19 protein-coding genes, 4 tRNA genes and 1 riboswitch are annotated in these 21892 nt (G+C 60.0%); of the genes, 5 read left to right on the top strand and 18 right to left on the bottom strand.

The features are described 5' to 3' along the window. Positions 1–388: 388 nt before the first annotated feature. Positions 389–465, bottom strand: a tRNA-Arg gene (locus tag ACI2KS_RS01130). Positions 466–775: 310 nt separating this feature from the next. Between ACI2KS_RS01130 and ACI2KS_RS01135 the strand changes: the two genes are divergently transcribed. The 3 genes from ACI2KS_RS01135 (at position 776) to ACI2KS_RS01145 (ending at position 2033) form a co-directional block, all read left to right on the top strand. Next, a complete protein-coding gene (locus tag ACI2KS_RS01135) occupies positions 776–1009 on the top strand; it encodes a hypothetical protein (protein ID WP_404616562.1) in 234 nt (77 codons plus the stop codon). Between the two features lie 57 nt (positions 1010–1066). Beyond that, on the top strand, positions 1067–1264 hold the full coding sequence (locus ACI2KS_RS01140) for a PA3371 family protein (RefSeq protein ID WP_404616563.1): 198 nt from the start codon (positions 1067–1069) through the stop codon (positions 1262–1264). Between the two features lie 442 nt (positions 1265–1706). After that, on the top strand, positions 1707–2033 hold the full coding sequence (locus tag ACI2KS_RS01145; RefSeq protein ID WP_404616564.1) for an Arc family DNA-binding protein: 327 nt from the start codon (positions 1707–1709) through the stop codon (positions 2031–2033). A 257-nt stretch (positions 2034–2290) separates the two neighbouring features. On the opposite strand, the gene mgtE is transcribed toward ACI2KS_RS01145, so the two are convergent. Further along, positions 2291–3733: a magnesium transporter gene (gene mgtE, locus ACI2KS_RS01150; RefSeq protein WP_404616565.1), complete on the bottom strand. Its 1443-nt coding sequence runs from the start codon at positions 3731–3733 to the stop codon at positions 2291–2293. A gap of 321 nt (positions 3734–4054) precedes the next feature. Between mgtE and ACI2KS_RS01155 the strand changes: the two genes are divergently transcribed. Continuing rightward, entirely contained in the window at positions 4055–4552 is a 498-nt protein-coding gene (locus tag ACI2KS_RS01155) for a DUF4124 domain-containing protein (protein ID WP_404616566.1), read from the top strand. Between the two features lie 42 nt (positions 4553–4594). Here ACI2KS_RS01155 and ACI2KS_RS01160 read toward each other — a convergent pair. The 7 genes from ACI2KS_RS01160 to ltaE all read right to left on the bottom strand — a co-directional run bounded on the left by ACI2KS_RS01160 (position 4595) and on the right by ltaE (position 10613). Next, a tRNA-Arg gene (locus ACI2KS_RS01160) sits at positions 4595–4671 on the bottom strand. A 134-nt stretch (positions 4672–4805) separates the two neighbouring features. After that, positions 4806–4882 (bottom strand) — tRNA-Arg (locus tag ACI2KS_RS01165). 107 nt (positions 4883–4989) lie between these two features. Next, positions 4990–5080 (bottom strand) — tRNA-Ser (locus ACI2KS_RS01170). Positions 5081–5142: 62 nt separating this feature from the next. Beyond that, a complete protein-coding gene (csrA, locus tag ACI2KS_RS01175) occupies positions 5143–5331 on the bottom strand; it encodes a carbon storage regulator CsrA (protein ID WP_020290522.1) in 189 nt (62 codons plus the stop codon). 182 nt (positions 5332–5513) lie between these two features. After that, positions 5514–6746: an aspartate kinase gene (locus ACI2KS_RS01180; protein WP_404616567.1), complete on the bottom strand. Its 1233-nt coding sequence runs from the start codon at positions 6744–6746 to the stop codon at positions 5514–5516. 93 nt (positions 6747–6839) lie between these two features. Then, positions 6840–9464 (bottom strand): alanine--tRNA ligase, encoded by a 2625-nt coding sequence (gene alaS, locus ACI2KS_RS01185; protein ID WP_404616568.1) that lies wholly within the window; start codon positions 9462–9464, stop codon positions 6840–6842. A 144-nt stretch (positions 9465–9608) separates the two neighbouring features. Further along, positions 9609–10613, bottom strand: coding sequence for a low-specificity L-threonine aldolase (gene ltaE / locus ACI2KS_RS01190; RefSeq protein ID WP_404616569.1), 1005 nt, complete (start codon positions 10611–10613; stop codon positions 9609–9611). Positions 10614–10816: 203 nt separating this feature from the next. Next, positions 10817–10976: riboswitch (FMN riboswitch) on the top strand. Positions 10977–11103: 127 nt separating this feature from the next. On the opposite strand from ltaE, the gene ACI2KS_RS01195 reads away from it, so the two are divergent. Beyond that, the gene (locus ACI2KS_RS01195) at positions 11104–11598 is read left to right on the top strand and encodes a 6,7-dimethyl-8-ribityllumazine synthase (RefSeq protein ID WP_404616570.1); all 495 of its coding nucleotides are present in this window, start codon (positions 11104–11106) and stop codon (positions 11596–11598) included. 124 nt (positions 11599–11722) lie between these two features. Here ACI2KS_RS01195 and astE read toward each other — a convergent pair whose 3' ends face one another. From astE to ACI2KS_RS01240, 9 genes are all read right to left on the bottom strand, one after another. Next, complete coding sequence (astE, locus tag ACI2KS_RS01200) at positions 11723–12730, bottom strand: succinylglutamate desuccinylase (protein ID WP_404616571.1); 1008 nt, start codon at positions 12728–12730, stop codon at positions 11723–11725. 15 nt (positions 12731–12745) lie between these two features. Then, the gene (locus ACI2KS_RS01205) at positions 12746–13042 is read right to left on the bottom strand and encodes a topoisomerase II (RefSeq protein WP_404616572.1); all 297 of its coding nucleotides are present in this window, start codon (positions 13040–13042) and stop codon (positions 12746–12748) included. Positions 13043–13120: 78 nt separating this feature from the next. Then, on the bottom strand, positions 13121–14470 hold the full coding sequence (gene astB / locus ACI2KS_RS01210) for an N-succinylarginine dihydrolase (RefSeq protein WP_404616573.1): 1350 nt from the start codon (positions 14468–14470) through the stop codon (positions 13121–13123). A gap of 65 nt (positions 14471–14535) precedes the next feature. Then, complete coding sequence (gene astD, locus ACI2KS_RS01215) at positions 14536–16005, bottom strand: succinylglutamate-semialdehyde dehydrogenase (RefSeq protein ID WP_404616574.1); 1470 nt, start codon at positions 16003–16005, stop codon at positions 14536–14538. Next, complete coding sequence (astA, locus tag ACI2KS_RS01220; protein ID WP_404616575.1) at positions 16002–17027, bottom strand: arginine N-succinyltransferase; 1026 nt, start codon at positions 17025–17027, stop codon at positions 16002–16004. Before astA ends, astD begins: the two co-directional genes overlap by 4 nt. A gap of 100 nt (positions 17028–17127) precedes the next feature. Continuing rightward, complete coding sequence (gene aruF, locus ACI2KS_RS01225; protein WP_404616576.1) at positions 17128–18159, bottom strand: arginine/ornithine succinyltransferase subunit alpha; 1032 nt, start codon at positions 18157–18159, stop codon at positions 17128–17130. Positions 18160–18362: 203 nt separating this feature from the next. Next, positions 18363–19583 carry an aspartate aminotransferase family protein gene (locus ACI2KS_RS01230; RefSeq protein ID WP_404616577.1) on the bottom strand — a complete coding sequence of 407 codons (1221 nt, stop codon included), beginning with the start codon at positions 19581–19583 and terminating at the stop codon, positions 18363–18365. Between the two features lie 406 nt (positions 19584–19989). Then, positions 19990–20973 carry a transcriptional regulator ArgR gene (gene argR / locus ACI2KS_RS01235; RefSeq protein WP_404616578.1) on the bottom strand — a complete coding sequence of 328 codons (984 nt, stop codon included), beginning with the start codon at positions 20971–20973 and terminating at the stop codon, positions 19990–19992. 147 nt (positions 20974–21120) lie between these two features. Then, positions 21121–21885 carry an ABC transporter ATP-binding protein gene (locus tag ACI2KS_RS01240; RefSeq protein WP_404616579.1) on the bottom strand — a complete coding sequence of 255 codons (765 nt, stop codon included), beginning with the start codon at positions 21883–21885 and terminating at the stop codon, positions 21121–21123. Positions 21886–21892: the final 7 nt, after the last annotated feature.

A 21892-nucleotide genomic window follows, 5' to 3' on the forward strand; every position in this document is an offset into this window, starting at 1 on the left:
AGACTCCTGAAACACGCTGCTAAAACACCTCGCGTATTGCCCCTCCCCGTTTTTTCCTTCATACCGGCCAGCGTCCGATGTCTTCATCGCAACTTCGCGAGCATTCAATTCAACACTTGCTCCTGTAGCCACACTGCAAGTGCGTTCTCTGGGCGCTGCTTGAACAGACTTATGGCGTGCTCGCCGATACGGCGCGCAACAGACGCCTGACGGATCGGCCACGCATCAAGCTTTTACCTACATGAAATGTCGGGCGCGATCGGCTGACGCCGCAGCATCAGTAGACATCAGCGGAGTGGCGTGTTGGGGGGCGAAAATGATCAGCAGGAGGGTGCAGCAGAAGAATCTTGAGGGTCCGCGCAACGATACGCTCGCGCGGTGATCATAATGGTGTCCCAGGGCAGGTTCGAACTGCCAACCTTCCCCTTAGGAGGGGGATGCTCTATCCAATTGAGCTACTGAGACACAGTGCTGGTGCTCTAGACGGCACCAGCGGGACGGCGAGCATGTTAACGGCAACCCTTTGTTTTGTCATGTCGTCATTGTCTTTTAGCGTCGTAGTCCGCCGGAGCTTTGACGACCGATACGTTGGCGTCATGCAAAATGCAATGCTGCAAAATGGCGTCATTGCAAAGTGCAATCCAAAGCCGTGCCAGCAAAGCTCTAACCACTTGATTTTAATGGATTTATTTTAAAATCTCGCTTGGCATGCAGACTGCATTATTCATCCTCGTGCAATCCCCTTCAAAACCAATTCCAAACGAAGGTAATCGAGATGAACATGACTCTCTGTGCGTTGAATGCTGCGGCGCTTGTGGCGTTGGTGGCTTTCCACTTTCAGGACGATGGCAGCAAGACACAGAGCGTCGCTGTTCAGGCTCAACCACATTACCTCATGAAGCAGGCTCCGCGCTTTGCCGGGTTGTCGGCGGCTCATACCGACGCCATGCTGGCCAACGATACCGATGAAGCCATTCCAGTCGATCGCTCCGAGCGCTGGGTGTTTTGAATTGATTGGTTGATTGCACAGGCTTACCGACCACCCGTCTTCACTTTGAGAACCGCCATGTCGAAAGCAGCAACCTTATTTCTGATCCTGGCCATCATGGCCATTGTGGCGGATCAATTGCTTGCGCTGCCGAAAGGCTCCTTGAGCACCATTATCCAGACCTGCGCAGGTATCTTCGCCAGTCTGTTCATTGCCGCGCTGGTCGTGGGCCGACGGATCAAATTCGATCCAGTCCTTCGCAGGGCCAAACCCTGACCTTGCGCTCCCCGCCAGCCCGCGAGTGCTACGTCAGCGAACCCTGATTTCTGCAAACCCGCGCAGCGTGCCGTTCCTCCCTGACAGACCCTTCGTCTCTTTCTTGACTCCTTTCTCGTAATTCTCTGTAGACCCACCTACGCTGACGACAGATAGCCATCATGGCAGCGCGTTCGCGCCCGCCGGAGCTATTCGTTCGGATAGGTGGTATTCGGGAACTTTGCTAACCAGAACGCATTTCTGATAATTGGTGCTGGCTATACGCCTTTATCTAGTTCAATATTTGTCACAGATTTGACGCCAAGGTTCCGGCGGAACTGATGCATGATGACGGACCTTTATGTTGGCCGGTTGAACATTTTGCCAAAATGACAGTCAGACGATGACATCTCGCGGCCTAATGCAAGAACCGCCCCCCCTTTGAACTAAATCGGTTAAATATATGAGCCCTATGAAACAGGCCAATTATTCCAGTCGCACAGCTGACAAGTTCGTTGTCCGTCTCCCTGAAGGCATGCGCGAGCAAATCGCGGATGTTTCCAAGGACAACCATCGCAGCATGAACTCTGAAATCATTGCGCGTCTTGAACAAAGCCTGATTCAGGAAGGCGCGCTGGGCAATGAACCAAAGCTGCGTCTTGACAGCCCTGAGCTGTCGTTGCACGAACGCGAGCTGTTGCAACGCTTCCGCCAGCTGGCCCACCGCCAGCAGAACGCTTTGATTTCCCTGATCGCGCACGACACCAGCCTGGCAAACGACGACGAATAAGTCCCGACTGCCAGAGACTTGAAAGCCAGCCACGAGCTGGCTTTTTTGTGCGCGTGATTCATCCGGCCAGCCGTTTGTGCCCGCTCAGGGTTGCGGCTTGGGTGATGCCCGGGCCTGAGGTGCTATTGCTGCGCGCCAGCTACCTTCCGTAGGGACGCTTGTTCTCCCGGATGCGCGCTGCTGCAAGCTGGCTCATCAACGAAATCGGCTAAAAAAAACCGCCAGCGAAGGCGGTTTTTTTGGCTGCTCAGGCAGCTTCAGAGCAGGAAGATCGTCGCCAGCCCGAGGAAGATGAAGAACCCTCCACTGTCGGTCATGGCGGTGATCATCACACTGGCACCCATGGCCGGGTCTCGTCCGAAGCGCGCCAGGGTCATGGGGATCAATACGCCCATGAAGGCAGCCAGGAGCAGGTTCAGGGTCATCGCCGCGGTCATGACCACACCCAATGACCAGCTGTGATAGAGCAGGTAGGCGACAATGCCGATCACCCCGCCCCACACCAGGCCGTTGACCAATGCCACGCCAAGCTCCTTGCGCATCAGGCGCGAGGTATTACCGGTGCTGACCTGGTCCAGCGCCATGGCCCGAACGATCATGGTGATGGTCTGGTTACCGGAGTTGCCGCCGATGCCGGCGACAATCGGCATCAATGCCGCGAGCGCCACCAGCTTTTCGATCGATCCTTCGAACAGCCCGATCACCCGGGAGGCGATAAAGGCTGTGATCAGGTTCACCGCCAGCCACGACCAGCGGTTACGCAGCGAGCGCCAGACCGAGGCGAAGATGTCTTCTTCTTCGCGCAGACCGGCCATGTTGAGCACTTCGGTTTCGCTTTCCTCACGGATCAGGTCGACCATTTCATCGATGGTCAGACGGCCGATCAATTTGCCGTTCTTGTCCACCACCGGCGAGGAAATAAGGTCGTAACGTTCGAACGCTTGGGCCGCTTCATAGGCATCGCCGTCCGGGTGGAAAGTCACCGAATCGCTGGCCATGACTTCTGCAACCTGCTTCTCAGGGTCGTTGACCAGCAGACGCTTGATCGGCAAGACACCCTTGAGCACGCCATCGGAGTCGACCACGAACAGCTTGTCGGTGTGGCCGGGCAGCTCCTTGAGCCGCCGCAGGTAACGCAACACCACTTCCAGACTGACGTCTTCGCGGATGGTCACCATCTCGAAGTCCATCAGGGCGCCGACTTGTTCTTCGTCGTAGGACAATGCCGAACGCACGCGTTCACGCTGCTGGCTGTCCAGCGCTTCCATCAGCTCGTGAACGACGTCGCGCGGCAACTCGGGGGCAAGGTCGGCGAGCTCGTCCGCGTCCATTTCCCTGGCAGCGGCCAGCAGTTCGTGATCGTCCATGTCGGCGATCAGGGTTTCACGAACGGAGTCGGATACTTCGAGAAGAATGTCGCCGTCACGCTCGGCCTTGACCAGCTGCCAGACCGTCAGACGATCTTCAACCGGGAGCGCTTCGAGAATATAGGCGACGTCGGCGGAGTGCAGGTCATCGAGCTTGCGTTGCAGCTCAACCAGATTCTGCCGGTGGACCAGGTTTTCTACCCGGTCCTGGTGCTGGCCTTCCTGACGATGGGTCAGATCCTCGACTACACGTTGGCGCTGCAGCAGATCAACGACTTGAGCGAGGCGATCCTGAAGGCTTTCCTGCGTTTTTTTTACTTCTATTTCGGTCATAGGCGAACTCCACTCCCAGCAGTGGAGCACGCCGGGAGATCAATCAGTCGATTCTTGATTGGTAAAGCTTGATGCTGAGTTGCTACTGGGTAAGTCCATGGAGGTATTCCACAAGCCCCGGCGGGGCTGACGGGCGCAATCATACACCGCTTGCCGCGGCCGGATGTTAAAAATTCAACGTGGAACAACCGCTTGCAACACAATGTTAAGCATTGTCCGAGTCGTTATCGCTACGACGTCACATCCAGTGAAAAAAACACGCTCGCCGGAGCCATTGCTGCTCGCTAGTGTGCCCTGACGCCCGTCACGGAGGACGCTGTCATGGCATTGGACGTTCAAAAGACCTTTGTTGCTGCCCTGCTGACCTTGGCGCCATGCGCCTTTGCGACAACGGTGAATCGTTGCGAGGATGGACACGGCAACCTCACTTTTACCACCCTCGCCTGCCCGCCCGGGCACAGCCTGAAATTGCACAGGGCGCATAACCCGTTACCCGGTACGATCCCCACGGCGCCGCCTGCGATTGCAGAATCTGCGCGAGCGCAAACAAACAAAGAGTTGGTGGTGATCGGGCAACGCGACGATGGCTGCGGCAACATCTTGAGCGCCCAGCAACGGCGCAAGTCGATCATTGATGAACGGACGCCTGCGGGCATGACCAAACGCGACGTGGAGAGCCTGCTGGGCAAGCCGGACAAGGTAGTCGGTCGTAACGCTGAGCTACGTTACATCTACGAGACAAAGAAAGGACGAAGCCGGCAGGTGATTTTTGATGAACACGGGTGCGTAAAAGGCAAACGCGAAAAAACCAGACCGTAGAAAAGCAAAAAGCCCGCATTTGCATGCGGGCTTTTCGTTTTATGGTGCACTCGACAGGATTCGAACCTGTGACCGCTCGGTTCGTAGCCGAGTACTCTATCCAGCTGAGCTACGAGTGCATGTGGCGCTTGATAGACCAGATCACCTCTGGTTACTGCGTTTTACTTCTGGAAGTGAGTGGTACTTCCGAAGACCTGTTGAAGCCAGGCTCTTTCTTAAACCGTTATCCGTATTGCTACAAATAACGCTTAAATGGTGCACTCGACAGGATTCGAACCTGTGACCGCTCGGTTCGTAGCCGAGTACTCTATCCAGCTGAGCTACGAGTGCATTTGTTGCCGCGCATTATAGGCCGTTAAATCTTCTGGTCAAGCACTTTTTCTAGTAAATTCAACAACTTACCGATCAAGCCAGATTACAACGTACTACGCAAATAATGGCGGAGAACGGGGGATTCGAACCCCCGACACCCTTTTGAGGTGTACTCCCTTAGCAGGGGAGCGCCTTCGGCCACTCGGCCAGCTCTCCGCAACACGGGGCGTATAATAACCACCCTTTTCCCCGTTTGCAAACCAAAAATTCAATAAAAATTAATGGCTTGGTTCCTGGTCCTTCTCTTTCTTGATGCGCAGGTAAATCTCCTCACGGTGAACGGCCACTTCCTTGGGCGCATTGACCCCGATTCGCACTTGATTACCCTTGACGCCCAGCACGGTTACGGTGATTTCACCGTCACCAATAATCAGACTCTCCGCGCACCGACGGGTCAGAATCAGCATACCTATCTCCTCAACCTGCAATTCAGGGACAACAGTCTGCACAAACCAAAAGGCACCAGCCTGAGCCTGCAGCAGCAGCAGGCCTTCGCCTTGAGTATTGACCAGCGCGGAAAAAAGAACAGCTTCGCGCGCCTGTCAGAAACGCAAAAGGCGCGGTATCCACCGCGCCCCCTGCCAATCGCTTACTCGCCCTGTCGAGGGGCGTCGAGCTCGAAAGCCGTGTGCAGTGCGCGCACCGCCAGTTCCAGGTACTTCTCTTCGATCACTACCGAAACCTTGATTTCAGAGGTGGAGATCATCTGGATGTTGATGCTTTCCTTGGCCAGCGCTTCGAACATGCGACTGGCAACACCGGCATGTGAACGCATGCCGACGCCAACGATCGAGACCTTGGCGATCTTGGTATCGCCAACGACTTCACGAGCGCCGATTTCACTGGCGGTGTTTTCCAGCACCTGCAGCGCCGCCTGATAGTCGTTGCGGTGCACGGTGAAGGTAAAGTCGGTGGTGTTATCGTGCGCGACGTTCTGCACGATCATGTCGACTTCGATATTCGCGCCGCTGATCGGGCCGAGGATCTTGAATGCAACGCCCGGGGTGTCTGGCACGCCACGGATTGTCAGCTTGGCTTCGTCGCGGTTGAAGGCGATGCCAGAAATGATCGGCTGTTCCATGGATTCCTCTTCATCAATGGTAATGAGGGTGCCTGGACCCTCCTTGAAGCTGTGCAATACGCGCAGCGGGACGTTGTACTTGCCGGCGAACTCGACCGCACGGATCTGCAGCACCTTGGAGCCGAGACTGGCCATTTCCAGCATCTCTTCGAAGGTGATCTTGTCCAGACGCTGGGCCTGGGACACAACACGCGGATCAGTGGTGTAGACACCATCGACGTCGGTGTAGATCTGGCATTCGTCGGCCTTCAAGGCTGCCGCCAGCGCAACGCCGGTGGTGTCCGAACCACCGCGACCCAGGGTCGTGATGTTGCCGCTTTCGTCCACGCCCTGGAAACCGGCGACCACAACCACTCGGCCGGCCTTGAGGTCAGCGCGAATCTTCTGATCGTCGATCTGCAGGATACGCGCTTTGTTGTGCGCGCTATCGGTCAGGATGCGAACCTGATTGCCCGTGTAGGACACTGCCGGAACACCACGCTTGATCAGCGCCATGGCCAGCAAGGCAATGGTCACCTGCTCGCCCGTCGAAACGATCACGTCCAGTTCGCGAGGAACCGGCTGATCGCTGATCTGCTTGGCCAGCTCGATCAGGCGATTGGTTTCGCCGCTCATGGCAGACAGAACCACCACCAGATCATCGCCCGCGTCGCGGAATTTTTTGACTTTGTCGGCCACCTGCTCGATGCGCTCTACCGAGCCCACGGAGGTGCCGCCAAATTTCTGTACGATTAAAGCCATCTCAAAGCCGCCTCAGCCCGTGAAGGGCGCCCGTTAAACATTCAAACCGCGAAGCGCCGGAACCTGCAGGAGGCAGGTTCCGGGTGGGTCGACTTAAATTCCCTGCTCGGCGAACGGAACCGCCAGCGCAAGCGCTGCGTCCAGGCTTGCGGCATCAACACCGCCACCTTGTGCCATATCAGGACGACCGCCGCCTTTACCGCCAACCGCGGCAGCCGCTTGCTTCATCAAATCACCGGCTTTGAGTTGGCCAGTCAGGTCCTTGGTGACGCCTGCCACCAGCACGACCTTGTCTTCATGCACCCCGCCGAGCAGGATCACTGCGCGGCCGAGTTTGTTCTTCAGTTGGTCAACCAGCGCCAGTAGCGCCTTGCCATCCTGCCCGTCGAGGCGGACAGCAAGCACCTTGGCGCCCTTGACGTCCACCGCCTGGGCCGACAGATCGTCGCCCGCAGCGCTGGCCGCCTTGGCCTGCAATTGTTCCAGCTGTTTTTCCAGCAGGCGATTGCGTTCCAGGACAGCCGAGAGCTTGTCCAGCAGGTTGTCGCGATTGCCTTTGACCAGGCTCGCGGCTTCCTTCAGTTGTTCTTCTGCGCCGTTGAGATAGGCCAGTGCCACAGCACCGGTCACCGCTTCGATACGACGCACGCCGGCAGCCACGCCGCCTTCGCTGATGATCTTGAACAGCGCGATGTCGCCGGTGCGGTTGGCGTGGATCCCGCCGCACAGCTCGACCGAGAAATCACCGCCCATGCTCAGCACGCGAACGCTGTCGCCGTACTTCTCGCCGAACAGCGCCATGGCGCCCTTCTGCTTGGCGGTTTCGATGTCGGTTTCTTCGGTTTCGACCGCGGTGTTCTTGCGCACCTGGGCGTTGACGATGTCTTCCAGCGCCTTGATCTGCTCTGGCTTGATCGCCTCGAAGTGGCTGAAGTCGAAGCGCAGGCGCTGACTGTCCACCAGAGAGCCTTTCTGCTGAACGTGATCGCCCAGTACCTGACGCAGCGCCGCGTGCAGCAGGTGAGTGGCCGAGTGATTCAGCGAGGTCGCCTGACGCACCTCGGCGGCAACCTGGGTGCTCAGCGTAGCGCCGACTTTCAAGCTGCCCGACACTTGAATACCGTGGTGCAGGAATGCGCCGCCGGTCTTGGTAGTGTCGCTGACGTCGAAACGGACATCGCCGGCGGTGAGGTAACCGCTGTCGCCAATCTGACCACCAGACTCGGCGTAGAACGGCGTGCGGTCGAGAATGACCACGCCATCCTCGCCTTCGTTCAACTGCTCGACGGCAACGCCTTCCTTATAAAGAGCGACGACTTTCGCCTCGCCCGCGGTGGCGCTGTAGCCGGTGAATTCGGTAGCCACATCCACCTTGACCAAGCTGTTGTAGTCCATGCCGAAGGAGCTGGCGGAGCGTGCGCGCTCGCGCTGGGCGTCCATCTCGCGCTCGAAACCGGCCTCATCGAGGGTCAGGTTGCGTTCGCGGGCGATGTCGCCGGTCAGGTCCATCGGGAAACCGTAGGTGTCGTACAGCTTGAACACCACGTCGCCCGGCACCACGCTGCCTTTGAGCTCAGCCAGATCCTGCTCGAGGATCTTCAGGCCCTGCTCCAGGGTCTTGGCGAACTGCTCTTCCTCGGCCTTGAGAACACGTTCGATATGAGCCTGCTGGGATGTGAGCTCAGGGAACGCTTCGCCCATCTCGGCCACCAGGGCGGCGACGATCTGATAGAAGAAACTGCCCTCGGCGCCCAGCTTGTTACCGTGACGGCAAGCCCGGCGAATGATGCGACGCAGCACGTAGCCGCGGCCTTCATTGGACGGCAGCACACCGTCGGCAATCAGGAAGCCGCAGGAACGGATGTGGTCGGCGACGACTTTCAGCGAAGCCTGATTGTCGTTGCTGCAACCGATCGCCTTGGCCGAAGCCGCCAGCAGACTCTGGAACAGGTCGATCTCGTAGTTGGAGTTGACATGCTGCAGCACCGCGCTGACCCGCTCCAGGCCCATGCCGGTGTCGACCGACGGCGCAGGCAGCGGGTGCAACACGCCATCGGCGGTGCGGTTGAACTGCATGAAGACGTTGTTCCAGATCTCGATGTAACGGTCGCCGTCTTCTTCTGGCGAGCCCGGCGGGCCACCCCAGATGTGGGCGCCGTGGTCGTAGAAGATCTCGGTGCAAGGACCGCACGGACCGGTATCGCCCATGGTCCAGAAGTTGTCGGAGGCGTACGGCGCGCCTTTGTTGTCGCCGATACGGACCATGCGCTCGGCCGGCACGCCGATTTCCCTGGTCCAGATATCGTAGGCTTCGTCGTCCGAGGCATAGACCGTGACCCAGAGTTTTTCCTTGGGCAGGTTCAGCCATTTGTCGGAGGTCAGGAAGGTCCAGGCGTAGGTAATGGCGTCACGCTTGAAGTAGTCGCCGAAACTGAAGTTACCCAGCATTTCGAAGAATGTGTGGTGGCGAGCGGTATAGCCGACGTTTTCCAGGTCGTTGTGCTTGCCACCGGCGCGTACGCATTTCTGGCTGCTGACGGCACGGGTATAGGCTCGTTTTTCCTGGCCCAGGAAGCAGTCCTTGAACTGGTTCATGCCTGCGTTGGTAAACAGCAGGGTCGGGTCATTGCCCGGAATCAAGGAGCTGGAGGCTACACGGGTGTGACCCTGCTCTTCGAAGAAGCGAAGGAAGGCTTCACGGATTTCTGCGCTTTTCATAGGTTCTTCCACGGGAACTGCGGCCAGAGGCAAGTGCAAAACGTCATTCGACGTAGCGACGGCAAAGGGCCGCATTATATAGGCGTTGCTTCCACGGTACAGTGACTTTGTACGATAGAAGCAGCCAATTGGATTATCGGTCGACTATCGGCTGCCAGACTCGGCAAATGCCGCGACCACCTGCTCCATCTGCGCGGCCGACGCATCAAGATGCGTGACCATGCGCAAACGTGGCGCGGCGCTCAGGACTATCCCTCGCGCTGCGCAGAAGGCCTTGAGCTGTTCGGCACGCTCACCGATCTGCACGTAGACCATGTTGGTTTGCACCGGCTCGACTTCAAAGCCCAACTCGCCCAGCGCCTTGGCGAGGAACGCAGCATTGGCGTGGTCGTCGGCCAGACGCTCGACCTGATGCTCCAGCGCGTACAGCCCCGCCGCCGCCAGCAAACCAGCCTGACGCATACCGCCGCCGACCATTTTGCGCAGGCGACGGGCCTTGGCGATCAGTTCGCGGGAGCCGCACAGCACCGAACCTATCGGCGCACCCAGCCCCTTGGACAGGCACACCGATACCGAATCGAAATGCTGGGTGATGTCACGGGCATCCACGCCCAGCTTGATCGCCGCGTTATACAGTCGCGCGCCGTCCAGGTGCAGCCCCAGACCCTTCTCGCGGGTCAGCTCGCGCGCCGCCTGCAGGTACGCCAGCGGCAGGACTTTGCCCTGCATGGTGTTTTCCAGCGCCAAGAGCCGAGTGCGCGCGAAATGGAAATCGTCCGCCTTGATCGCGGCCGCCACCTGAGCCAGGTCCAGCGAACCATCGAGCTGATTGTCCAGCGGTTGCGGCTGAATGGAACCCAGCACCGCGGCGCCACCCCCTTCATATTTGTAGGTGTGCGCCTGCTGGCCGACGATGTATTCGTCGCCACGTTCGCAGTGGGCCATCAGCCCCAACAGATTGCTCATGGTGCCGGTGGGCACGAACAACGCAGCGGCAAACCCCAGGCGCTCGGCCAGCCACGACTCCAGTTTATTGACCGTCGGGTCTTCGCCATAGACATCGTCGCCCAGTGGCGCTCGCGCCATGGCCTGGCGCATGCCTTCGGTAGGCTGGGTCACTGTGTCACTGCGCAGATCGATAACCGTCACGATGAAGCTCCCTGAAAGGTGGTTCGAAACCAGTGTGGAGGCCAGTGTTAAGGTTTTGAGGCCAGAGCCAGGGATAATCAAGGCTTGGCGCGGCAATTCCAAGCGCTGCTTATAAGAAAAGCTGATGAAAACCATCAAAAAGGCTCGATGCACATTCTGAAAATCTGTGTTACAAACTGCACGCCGACGAAATATGCCGTCGGCAACGTTCTCAGGGCGGGGTGCGATTCCCCACCGGCGGTAATGGCGCGCAAAGCGTCTAGCCCGCGAGCGCTCGCGCAGGATTGAGTTCCTGTACGAGGTCAGCAGACCCGGTTGGATTCCGGGGCCGACGGTCATAGTCCGGATGAAGAGAGAGCGGGATTGGCACCACAGGATCGGCTCGAAGCATCATCACGCGCGCTTGTCGCCCGGCTGACCGTCGACCGTACCCTGGCATCCCCTTCGATCCAAAGCGCCCTGTTTTTTAATTAAACAGGAGTCAGAACAGATGCAACCCACCGCAATTCACGCTCACGAGCGCATCGCTTTCATTCAAGCTTGCTGGCACAAAGATATCGTCGATCAGGCGCGCAAGGGCTTTGTCAGCGAAATGGCGGCCCACGGCTATGCCGAAAGCGATATCGACTTTTTCGAGGTAGGCGGCGCGTTTGAAATCCCGCTGCACGCAAAACTGCTGGCCAATACCGGTCGATACGGTGGCGTCGTGGCTGCCGGTCTGGTGGTCGATGGCGGGATCTATCGCCATGAGTTCGTCGCACAGTCGGTGATCAGTGCGCTGATGCAGGTTCAGCTGGAAACCGAAGTGCCGGTGTTCTCGGTGGTCTTGACCCCGCATCACTTCCACGCTGGCGAAGAGCATCAGAAGTTCTTCTTCGAGCACTTCGTGCACAAGGGCCAGGAAGCAGCGAAGACCTGCGCCGACACGCTGGCCAAGCTGCGTGCAGTGCGTCGTATCGGTGAGTCGCAGAAAGCGGCGGGCTGATTGGGTTGCTCTTGTAGGAGTGAGCTTGCTCGCGATCCGGCCGTCCTTTGAACACTGAGGTGCCGGATAAATCGCAATCGCAAGCAAGCTCACTCCTACAGCGGGTGGTATTGAATCAGTAACCTCAGACCAACCTGGCATCCGTCGTCGGCACGATCAGAATCCCCGCTCGCAAGCCGTTCTTGACCTTCGGGTTGGGGAAGATGATGCGTGCGCCCTCTTCTTCCACCACCCAGCGCGAATCGGCCAGATCCTCGGCCAGAACGTAGCCTTTTTCCAGCAGCGTGAAGTTTTCCACATCGGCCGCCAGATTGAGGCGGAAGGCGTCGCTGTGCTTGATGATTTCCCGCGCAACGCTGAACAGCTGCAGACCGTCCAGATCCTCGTGGCCGTCAGCCTCGCAACCCTCGATCAACTGCTGCAGACAAGCCTTGAGTCTGGTGAGGTTGACCTCCTGGTTCTGCCCGAACGGTCGCGCCTTGCCCAGCTCCAGCGTGAACGCTTGGGCATCGAGCTTATCGTAGGTGTAGGCGCTGAAGACGATGGAGGACTTGTTCTGCAACAGCACTGCGTCCATCCCCGCGGCTCGCAGGCGTGCCAGTTCACGGCGTGAATGCTGACGCCCTGCTTTCCAGGGATACAAAGCGAACTGCTCGATCTTCGAGCCACGAATCGCCGTGTGCAGGTCGTAATGCAGGCGGTAGCGATCAGGCAGGCTGAAGAAACTTGCCGCCAGACGCTCCAGTTCACACGCACGCAGCGCTTCGTTGCCGCTGGCCTGTTCATGCCGACCATTGAACAGCCGGTTGACGTCCTGCTCGATATAACGCTCGCCGCGACGCATCGCTTCGGGGTTGCCGAACAGGAACAGAATGCGCGCGCGAGGCTTGAGTTCGCCTCGGGCGATGGCGTGAATCAGCTCGTCGAGCAGCTCGACCGGCGCCGTTTCATTGCCGTGGATGCCGGCAGACAACAGCAGATCGGTGCCATTGTCGCGCGCCTCCGGCGGCCGGACTTCCAGCGCACCCTCGGCCAGCCAGCGCATGCGCACGCCTTCGACGGTCAGTTGAGTCTTTTCTGCGGGTTCACGACCCGCCAGGGTCAGTTCAAGCAGTTTGCCGAGGGCGAGCATGGGGACACTTCCTGCTTAGTGGTTACAGTCAGGGCCGTGCACGTGACCGTCGTCTGCCTCGTCGTCGCCGCTCATGTCTGCCGGCTCCATTTCCAGTTGCAGGCTGACCAGGTTGGTGGCCAGTGGGCGCAGCAACAGATTGGCGTATTCGGCGTCACCTTCTTCGACGTCAACGCCGATCAGCAACTGGCCGCGGCCGTCCTGCTGAATCCACAGCTCCTTGCCCTGCCAGATAACGGCAAGACGTGTGCAGGAGGTCTCCAGCTGAGTACCGTCGGTGTCTTCAAGGATCAAACGCAGGGCGTCACTCATATCAGCAATTCTCTCTATAAAAGCAAACCCATCGCCTGTCTGACGCCGGTTGGGGTCAGGCGCGACGGGCTTGGGGCATCAATTGATTTGGAAAGGATAGACCGCGCCCAACTTCAGGTGCTGAGTCAGTTCATCCAGTGCCGTGCGGCATTCGGTCAACAGCTGTGGATCCGCCAGGTCGGTTTCGCTCATGCGATCGCGATAGTGCTTGTCCACCCATTGGGTCAGCGTGTCGTACAACGGCGCGGTCATGATAACCCCTGGGTTGACCACCGCCAGTTCCGTTTCGTTGAGCGCCACGCGCAAACGCAGGCAGGCCGGGCCGCCGCCGTTCTGCATGCTTTGCTTGAGGTCGAACACCTTGACCTCGCGGATCGGGCTTTTCTGGTCAGCGATCAAGCGCTGCAGGTAGTTCCACACGCGCTCGTTGCCGCGGCATTCTTCCGGGACGATGAGCAGCATCGAGCCATCGGCACGCGACAACAGCTGGCTATTGAACAGGTAAGAGCGCACGGCATCTTCCACGGCTACTTCGCTGCGCGGCACACAGATGGCCTGGAAGCGACCGCCACGACGATCGAGCTTGTCCTGCAGCTCGCTGAGCATGTGCTCGGTATTGAGAAAGGCGTCTTCGTGATAGAACAGCACTTCACCGTTTCCTACGGCAATCACGTCATTGTGAAACACGCCCTGATCGATCACCGCAGGATTCTGCTGGGCATAAACCACGCCCTCATCGCTCAGCCCGTGCAGGCGCGCCACCGCTTGCGAGGCCTCCAGGGTCTGGCGCGCCGGGTATTTCTGCGGTGCCGGAAAACGGCTATCGAACGCTGCGCGACCGAACACGAAGAACTCCACGCCCGCCGCGCCATAGTCACGGCACAAACGCGTGTGGTTGGCCGCGCCCTCGTCGCCGAACTGGGCAACGGCAGGCAGCGCCGGGTGATGGGCGAAGTGCTGCGGGTCGGCGAACATGGCGCCCAATACCCGGCTGGTGGTCGGGTGCTCAATGCTGCGGTGGTATTTGCAGTTGAGATTGGCCGCGGTGAAATGCACGCGGCCATCGGCGGTGTCGGCGCTCGGGCTGACCGTGGCGGCGTTGGCCACCCACATGCTCGACGCCGAGCAGCTGGCAACCAGCAACGGCATGGACTGTCTGGCGGCGCGCTCGATGACCTGTGCGTCGGTCCCGCTGAACCCCAGTTTGCGCAGACCGGCAACGTCCGGGCGCTCCTGCGGGGCCAGCACCCCCTGTGTGAAGCCCATGTCCATCAGCGCTTTCATTTTCGCCAGGCCTTGCAGCGCCGCCTCGCGCGGATTGGACGCCTGCTGGCAGTTGCTCTGGGACGCAACGTTGCCGTAGGACAACCCACCATAGTTATGGGTCGGCCCCACTAGACCGTCAAAGTTGACTTCACAGGATTTCATCGGTGAGGCTCCGTGGATCTGTTTTTTATGTGCACATTCTGCGTGCGCTGCATGACCCGTAAGGGTTAATTCAGGGTGATACCGGGCGTCAGGCTCGCTGGCAACGCCAGGCTCGCGGTCTCCAGCGACGCCACCGGATACGCGCAGTAGTCCGCTGCGTAATAGGCGCTGGCGCGATGGTTGCCCGACCCTCCCACACCACCGAACGGCGCGGTACTGGCGGCGCCGGTCAGTTGTTTGTTCCAGTTGACGATGCCGGCACGGCTCTGCAGCCAGAACTGCTGGTAACGCGCCTGCGAGTCCGACAGCAGACCGGCGGCCAGACCGTACTGGGTGGCATTGGCCTCATCGATCGCAGCATCAAAGTCAGCGTAGCGAATCACCTGCAACAGCGGGCCGAACAGTTCTTCATCGGCGCGATCACTGACGTCGCTGACGTCGATGATGCCCGGTGTGAGCAAGGCCGACTGCGCCTGCGGCTGAGTCATTTCCAGCAGCGCCACAGCGCCATTGGCCAACAACTGCTCCTGTGCATCGAGCAAGGCTTGGGCGGCGTGCAGAGAAATGACCGAACCCATGAACGGTGCAGGCTGTTGATCGAAGGCACCCACCTCGATGGTCCTGCTGACCTCGACCAGCCGCGTCAGGAATGCATCGCCCCAGCTTCCCTGTGGGACCAGCAGGCGACGGGCGCAGGTGCAGCGCTGGCCGGCGGAGATGAATGCCGACTGAATCACGGTGTAGACCGCGGCATCGACGTCAGCGACTTCATCCACCACCAGCGGGTTATTGCCACCCATTTCGAGGGCGAGAATCTTGTCCGGGCGCCCGGAGAATTGTTGATGCAGCGAGTTGCCGGTACGGCTGGAACCGGTAAAGAACAGCCCGTCGATACCGGTGTTGGCGGCCAGGGCAATGCCGGTTTCCCGAGCGCCCTGCACCAGGTTCAGGACACCTGCCGGCAAACCCGCATCGATCCAGCATTGCACGGTCAGTTCAGCGACTTTGGGCGTCAGCTCGCTGGGCTTGAACACCACCGTGTTACCGGCCAGCAGCGCCGGGACGATATGCCCGTTGGGCAGGTGCCCCGGAAAGTTATAGGGGCCGAACACCGCCACCACGCCATGGGGCTTGTGCCGCAGCACGGCGGTGGCGTCACCCAGAGGGCTGCTCTTCTCACCGGTACGCTCGCGGTAGCTCTGGATCGAGATCGCAACCTTGTTGGCCATGCTGGTCACTTCCGTGGCCGACTCCCACAGCGGCTTGCCGGTTTCCTCGCCGATGCACCGGGCGATTTCGTCCGCGCGAGTTTTCAGCGTGGCGGCGAAGGCTTCGAGCACAGCGATACGTTCTTCCAGGGTCCGCGTCGCCCAAGCCGGGAACGCCTGACGTGCGGCTTTCACCGCCGCATGGACTTGCCCGGCGGTCGCGCCTTGCCCGGACCAGATCACCTGTTGCGAGACCGGGTTCAACGATTCAAACGCCTCGCCCTGCCCGGCCTGCCAGGTGCCTGCAATATACAGAGTGTTCATCAAATGGCCTCCCGAGCTGGGGACAAAGGCACCGCACGGACCTGATCGCCGGCGTTCAGACGCAGGCGCTTGGCGGTTTTCGGATCGACCACCAGAGTCCCCGCGGCAAACCGTGCAGGGGCAGCCGTCACTCGGCAATCTTCGCGTTTGCGGTTGTGGATAAGGAACGGCGTTGCGTCATCGCCCGGCGTGCCGACGGCCAGCACCAACGCCTGACTGTCGCGCACTGCGCGGATCTTGCCCTTTTCGCATTCGATGGCAGGCCCTGCGTCAAAGATGTCGACGTAGCCTTGATAGCTGAAGCCCTCGCCCTTGAGCATGGTCAGCGCAGGTTCGGTGCTGGTGTGCACGCGACCGATGACATCCCGCGCCTCTTGCGACAGAAAGCAGCTGTACAACGGAAATTTAGGCATCAGCTCGGCGATGAACGCCCGGTTACCGACACCGGTGAGGTAGTCGGCCTGACTGAATTCCATCTTGAAGAAGTGGCGGCCCAGGCTTTCCCAGAATGGCGAATGGCCGTGCTCGTCGGACATGCCACGCATTTCGGCGATGATCTTGTTGCCGAACAGCTCCGGGAACTCGGCGATGAACAGCATGCGCGCCTTGGACAGCAAGCGGCCATTCAAGCCGTTACGGAAATCGGCGTGCAGGAACAACGAGCACAGTTCCGAGTTGCCGGTCAGATCGTTGGCCAGAAACAGCGTGGGGATTTCGCGATAGATATTCAGCTCTTGAGAGGCGCTGACCGTCAGGCCCACCCGGTAGTTGTACCAGGGCTCACGCAGGCCCACGGCGCCGGCAATCGCCGAGATACCCACCACGCGCTCATCGTCGTCTTCGAGCACGAACAGGTAGTCGGTGTCACCCCGCTCGGCTTCGCCACGGAAGGTCTTTTCGGCCCAACCGACCCGGTGTGCCAGACGCTCTTCATTGGCCGGCAGCGTGGTCAGGCCTGCGCCTGTGGTGCGCGCCAGGTCGATCAGCGCCGGTAGGTCACTGCTGCGTACGGGACGAACGATCATGCTTTCTCCTCAAGCCGGTTTCCGGGAAACCGGCGAACTCGCCAATCTGCGATACGGTGTCAGGCTGTTACCTGTGCGCTGCCACCGCCAAACTCAACTGTCAAACCGCGACGACGCGCACGCTGGCGCCTTCACCGACACCCAGCGCTTCGGCTGCCGCCAGACTCAGGGTCACCGGTTTGCCGGGCACCCAGTCCAGTTCCAGCATCACTGCGCGATAGTCCTGCAACTGACCATTGGCCACCAGATACGGGCGCCCGCCCTTGACCGCGTCACCGCTGGCGACCGTGTCGACCTTGACCGGCACCACGCGGCTCTGGGCAATCGAGCGAATCCCCGAAACGCGCGCGTGCAGGGTCGGACCGCCATCGAAAATGTCGATGTAGTGATCGGTCTCGAAGCCTTCGCGCATCAGGATGTCGAAGGTGATCTGCGCGCGCGGATGGACCTGACCCATGGCCTCCTGGGCCTCGTCCGGCAACAGCGGTACGTAGATCGGGTAATGCGGCATCAGCTCGGCAAGGAAGGTGCGGCTTTTCAGGCCACAGATGCGCTCGGCTTCTGCGTAGTTGAGGTCGAAGAAGTTGCGGCCAATGGCGTCCCAGAACGGCGAATCACCGTTCTCGTCGCTGTAACCGACGATCTCGGTCACCACCGAATCGGCGAAACGCTCCGGATGGCTGGCGACGAACAACAGCCGGGCACGGGAATTGAGCTCCGACCACAGGGTGCCGACCAGTTCAGGCAGCACGTAAAAGCTGGTCAGCAGGCTGTTACCCGTGAGGTCGTGGCACTGCGAGAGCACGTGGATCTTGTTGTGGATCTTCAGCTCGCGGGAGGCATGCACGAAGGTTTCGTTGCGGAAACTGTAGAACGGCTCGGAATACCCCGCCGAGGCGACGATCCCGGAGCAGCCGACCAGTCGCCCGGAATCGGTGTCTTCGAGCACGAAGAAATAGGTTTCCTCGCCATTGAAACTGACTTCGGCGGCGAACGACGCTTCCGAAGCGGCGATCTTGTCACCCAGACGTCCAGCATCGTCCGGCAGGGACGTGACACCAATCGGGCTGTCCGCGGCGAGTCGTTGGACCTCGCTCAGATCAGCCATTTGCGCGGGGCGCATCACCAGCATGGTGCCACTCCTTGAGAAAAACAGGCCGGCGAAATCCGGCATGAGAAAGAAAAAACAAATCAGCGGGTTGAAGCCATGCCAGATGCAGACCCCGACTCTGTGGGAGCCGGCTTGCTGGCGAAGGCGTCATGTCAGTCGACATCGAGGTGTCTGAACGGACGCTTTGGCCAGCAAGCCGGCTCCTACAGGTCGTGAGGCGTTTGTTAACCCTGGGTCAGCCTGGCCACGGCACGCTCGAAGCGGTCCAGACCTTCGTTGATATCGGCATCCTCGACCACCAGGCTCGGCGCGAAACGCACCACGTCGGGGCCGGCTTGCAGAATCATCACGCCCTCGTGCTCGGCGGCGTTGAAGAACTCCTTGGCCTTGCCTTTCCAGGCATCGGTCAGCACGCAGCCGATCAGCAGGCCCATGCCGCGCACTTCGCTGAACACGCCGTACTGTTGGCCGATCTTCTCCAGGCGCGCCTTGAACAGGTCATGCTTGGCGTTGACGCCGGCCAGCACTTCAGGGGTGTTGACCACGTCGATGACCGCCTCGCCCACCGCACACGCCAGCGGGTTGCCGCCGTAGGTAGTGCCGTGGACGCCGACCGCCAGGTGCTTGGCGAGTTTCTCGGTGGTGAGCATGGCCGCCATCGGGAAACCGCCGCCGATGCTCTTGGCGCTGGAAAGGATGTCCGGCGTCACGCCGTAGTGCATGTAGGCAAACAGATGGCCGCTACGACCCATGCCGGTCTGCACTTCGTCGAAGATCAGCAGCGCGTTGTGCTCGTCGCACAGCTTACGCGCGCCTTGCAGGTACTCGAGCTCGGCCGGCAGCACACCGCCCTCACCCTGGATCGGCTCGAGCACCACGGCGCAGGTCTTGTCACTGACCGCGGCCTTGAGGGCTTCAAGGTCGTTGAATGGCACGTGGGTAATGCCGGTGATCTTCGGACCGAAGCCGTCGGAGTACTTCGGCTGCCCACCGACGCTGACAGTGAACAGGGTACGGCCGTGGAAACTGTTCAGCGCCGCGATGATTTCGTACTTTTCGCTGCCGTACAGGTCGTGAGACACGCGGCGCGCGAGCTTGAACGCCGCTTCGTTGGCTTCGGCCCCGGAGTTACAGAAGAACACGCGCTCGGCGAAAGTGGCGTCGACCAGTTTTTTCGCCAGACGCAGCGCAGGCTCGTTGGTGAATACGTTGGAGACGTGCCACAGCTTGTTGGCCTGTTCGGTCAGCGCGCCCACCAGCGCCGGATGCGCGTGGCCCAGCACGTTGACTGCGATGCCGCCGGAGAAATCCACCAGTTCACGACCCGACTGATCCCAGACGCGGGAACCCTGGCCGCGCACGGGAATGAACGCTGCGGGGGCGTAGTTGGGGACCATCACCTGGTCAAAATCGGCACGTTGCACCGGAACTTGCTCAACGGACATCGGAGTCTCCTGAAGAGGAACGCCTGCCTGGGACTGGCGAGCGATGGAAGGATTGTAAGGACTGATTTCGGTCCGGCCTTGCCGCCAAGCGACAACTTGTTATAGCGCCAAACCGGCTTTTTCCGCGGCTTGCGGCAATGCGACAAATAACGTCGCAAAGGCGCAGTTTAAACGTTGGAGGTCCGTTGTAGCAGCGGCTTGTCGATTTGATTGCAAAGGCAGGCGATTCGCCGATTGCTGCTGCCGAAGGTGTGGGAGTCAGGCTTGCCGACGATCTGGCGTGCAGCGGCAGAAAACCCTGTGAATGCAGCTTGCCTGACACAGCACGGTGGATGGTTTTACTGGCGCTGCGCCCCAGATCGCGGGCAAGCCTCGCTCCTACGCCTTCGGCAGAAGCAAGAACAGCTCACCCGCGCTCGGCAGGCACCGAGGACAGCTCGAACGGGCTGCTGCTGCGGCGCTGGTTGCGGTCTTCGCGAGGGGTGGCGCCGAAGAAATTGCGGTAGGCGCTGGAAAAATGCGGGCCCGAGGAGAAACCGCAGGACAGGCCGATCTGGATGATCGACTTGCTGGTCTGCATCAGCATCTGCCGAGCCTTGTTCAGGCGCAGCTCCAGGTAATACTGGCTCGGCACACGATTGAGGTATTGCTTGAAAATACGCTCCAGCTGACGGCGGGACACGCACACGTGTTGAGCGATTTCATCGGTGGTCAGCGGCTCCTCGATGTTGGCCTCCATCAGCAAGACTGCCTGAGTCAGCTTCGGATGACTGGAACCCAGGCGGTTCTGCAGCGGAATGCGCTGGCGCTCGCCGCCTTCACGAATGCGCTCGACCACCAGTTCTTCGGATACCGCGCCGGCAAGCTCGGCGCCATGATCACGCGCCAGCACCGCCAGCAGCAGGTCGAGCACCGACATCCCGCCACAGGCGGTCAGGCGATCGCGATCCCAGTCGAACAAATGACTGGTGGCGATGACCTTGGGAAAGCGCTCGGCGAAATCGTCCTGCCAACGCCAGTGCACCGCAGCACGGTAGCCGTCGAGCAAGCCCAGTTGCGCCAGCGGATACACCCCGGCCGACAGGCCGCCGATCACGCAGCCGGCACGAACCAGTTGCTTGAGCGCACCGGCCAACGCAGACGCCATGGGCGCCGGCGGCTCGTCGGCCAGCAGAAACAGCTTCTGGAACGCTTCAAGACGACCGTTCCAGGGCTCGCCGGGCAGCTGCCAGCCAGCACCGTCGACAACCGGCTCGGCCTGCAGAAACGAGAGTTCGTAAACGACGTCAGGATGAACGCGCTGAGCAACACGCAGGGCTTCCTCGGCCAGCGCCAGGGTCAAGGCTTTGGTGCCGGGCCAGATAAGGAATCCGATTCGATGGGCAGTCATGGCGTGCAATCCGAAACGTGTCGCTGTTATGGGTCACACGCCAGGCGTGCGAAGAAAAGCGCTTGTGTTCAGTTCATGGCGGGTTCGGGTGACGCGCAGCATGAACTGTTCTGACACAAAACGCACCGCTCAAGGCGGCGCCAATTGCTACTTCAAGCTGCCCGAAAGAAACTGCTGCAGACGTTCCGATTTCGGGTTGACCAGCACTTCGCGCGGGTCGCCGCGCTCTTCGACCAGGCCCTTGTGCAGGAAAATCAGCTGGTTCGAGACTTCGCGGGCAAAGCCCATTTCATGGGTCACCACAACCATGGTGCGACCTTCCTGCGCCAGCGCCTGCATGACCTTCAACACATCACCGACCAGCTCCGGGTCCAGCGCCGAGGTCGGCTCGTCGAACAGCATGACCTCAGGCTCCATCGCCAGGGCGCGAGCAATTGCCACGCGCTGCTGCTCGCCGCCGGACATGTGGCCCGGGTAGGCGTCCTTGCGATGGGCAACGCCGACCTTGTTCAGGTAATGCTCGGCCTTTTCCAGCGCTTGCTTCTTCGACACGCCCAACACATGAACCGGCGCCTCGATGATGTTTTCCAGGGCCGTCATGTGAGACCACAGATTGAAGTGCTGAAACACCATGGACAGGCGCGAGCGCATGCGCTGCAGCTGTTTGGGATCGGCTGCCTTCAGGCCGCCATCCTTGTTCGAGATCAGCTTGAGCTCTTCATTGTTGAGCAGAATGCGGCCTGATTTCGGTTGTTCCAGCAGGTTGATGCAGCGCAGAAAGGTACTCTTGCCCGAGCCGCTGGAGCCGATGATGCTGATCACATCGCCAGCCTTGGCGGTCAGCGAAACACCCTTGAGCACTTCGTGACTGCCGTAGCACTTGTGCAGGTCCTGGACTTCCAGTTTGTTCATGATGTCG

This window comes from Pseudomonas sp. NPDC087358, from assembly GCF_044900785.1.
Lineage (GTDB): Bacteria > Pseudomonadota > Gammaproteobacteria > Pseudomonadales > Pseudomonadaceae > Aquipseudomonas.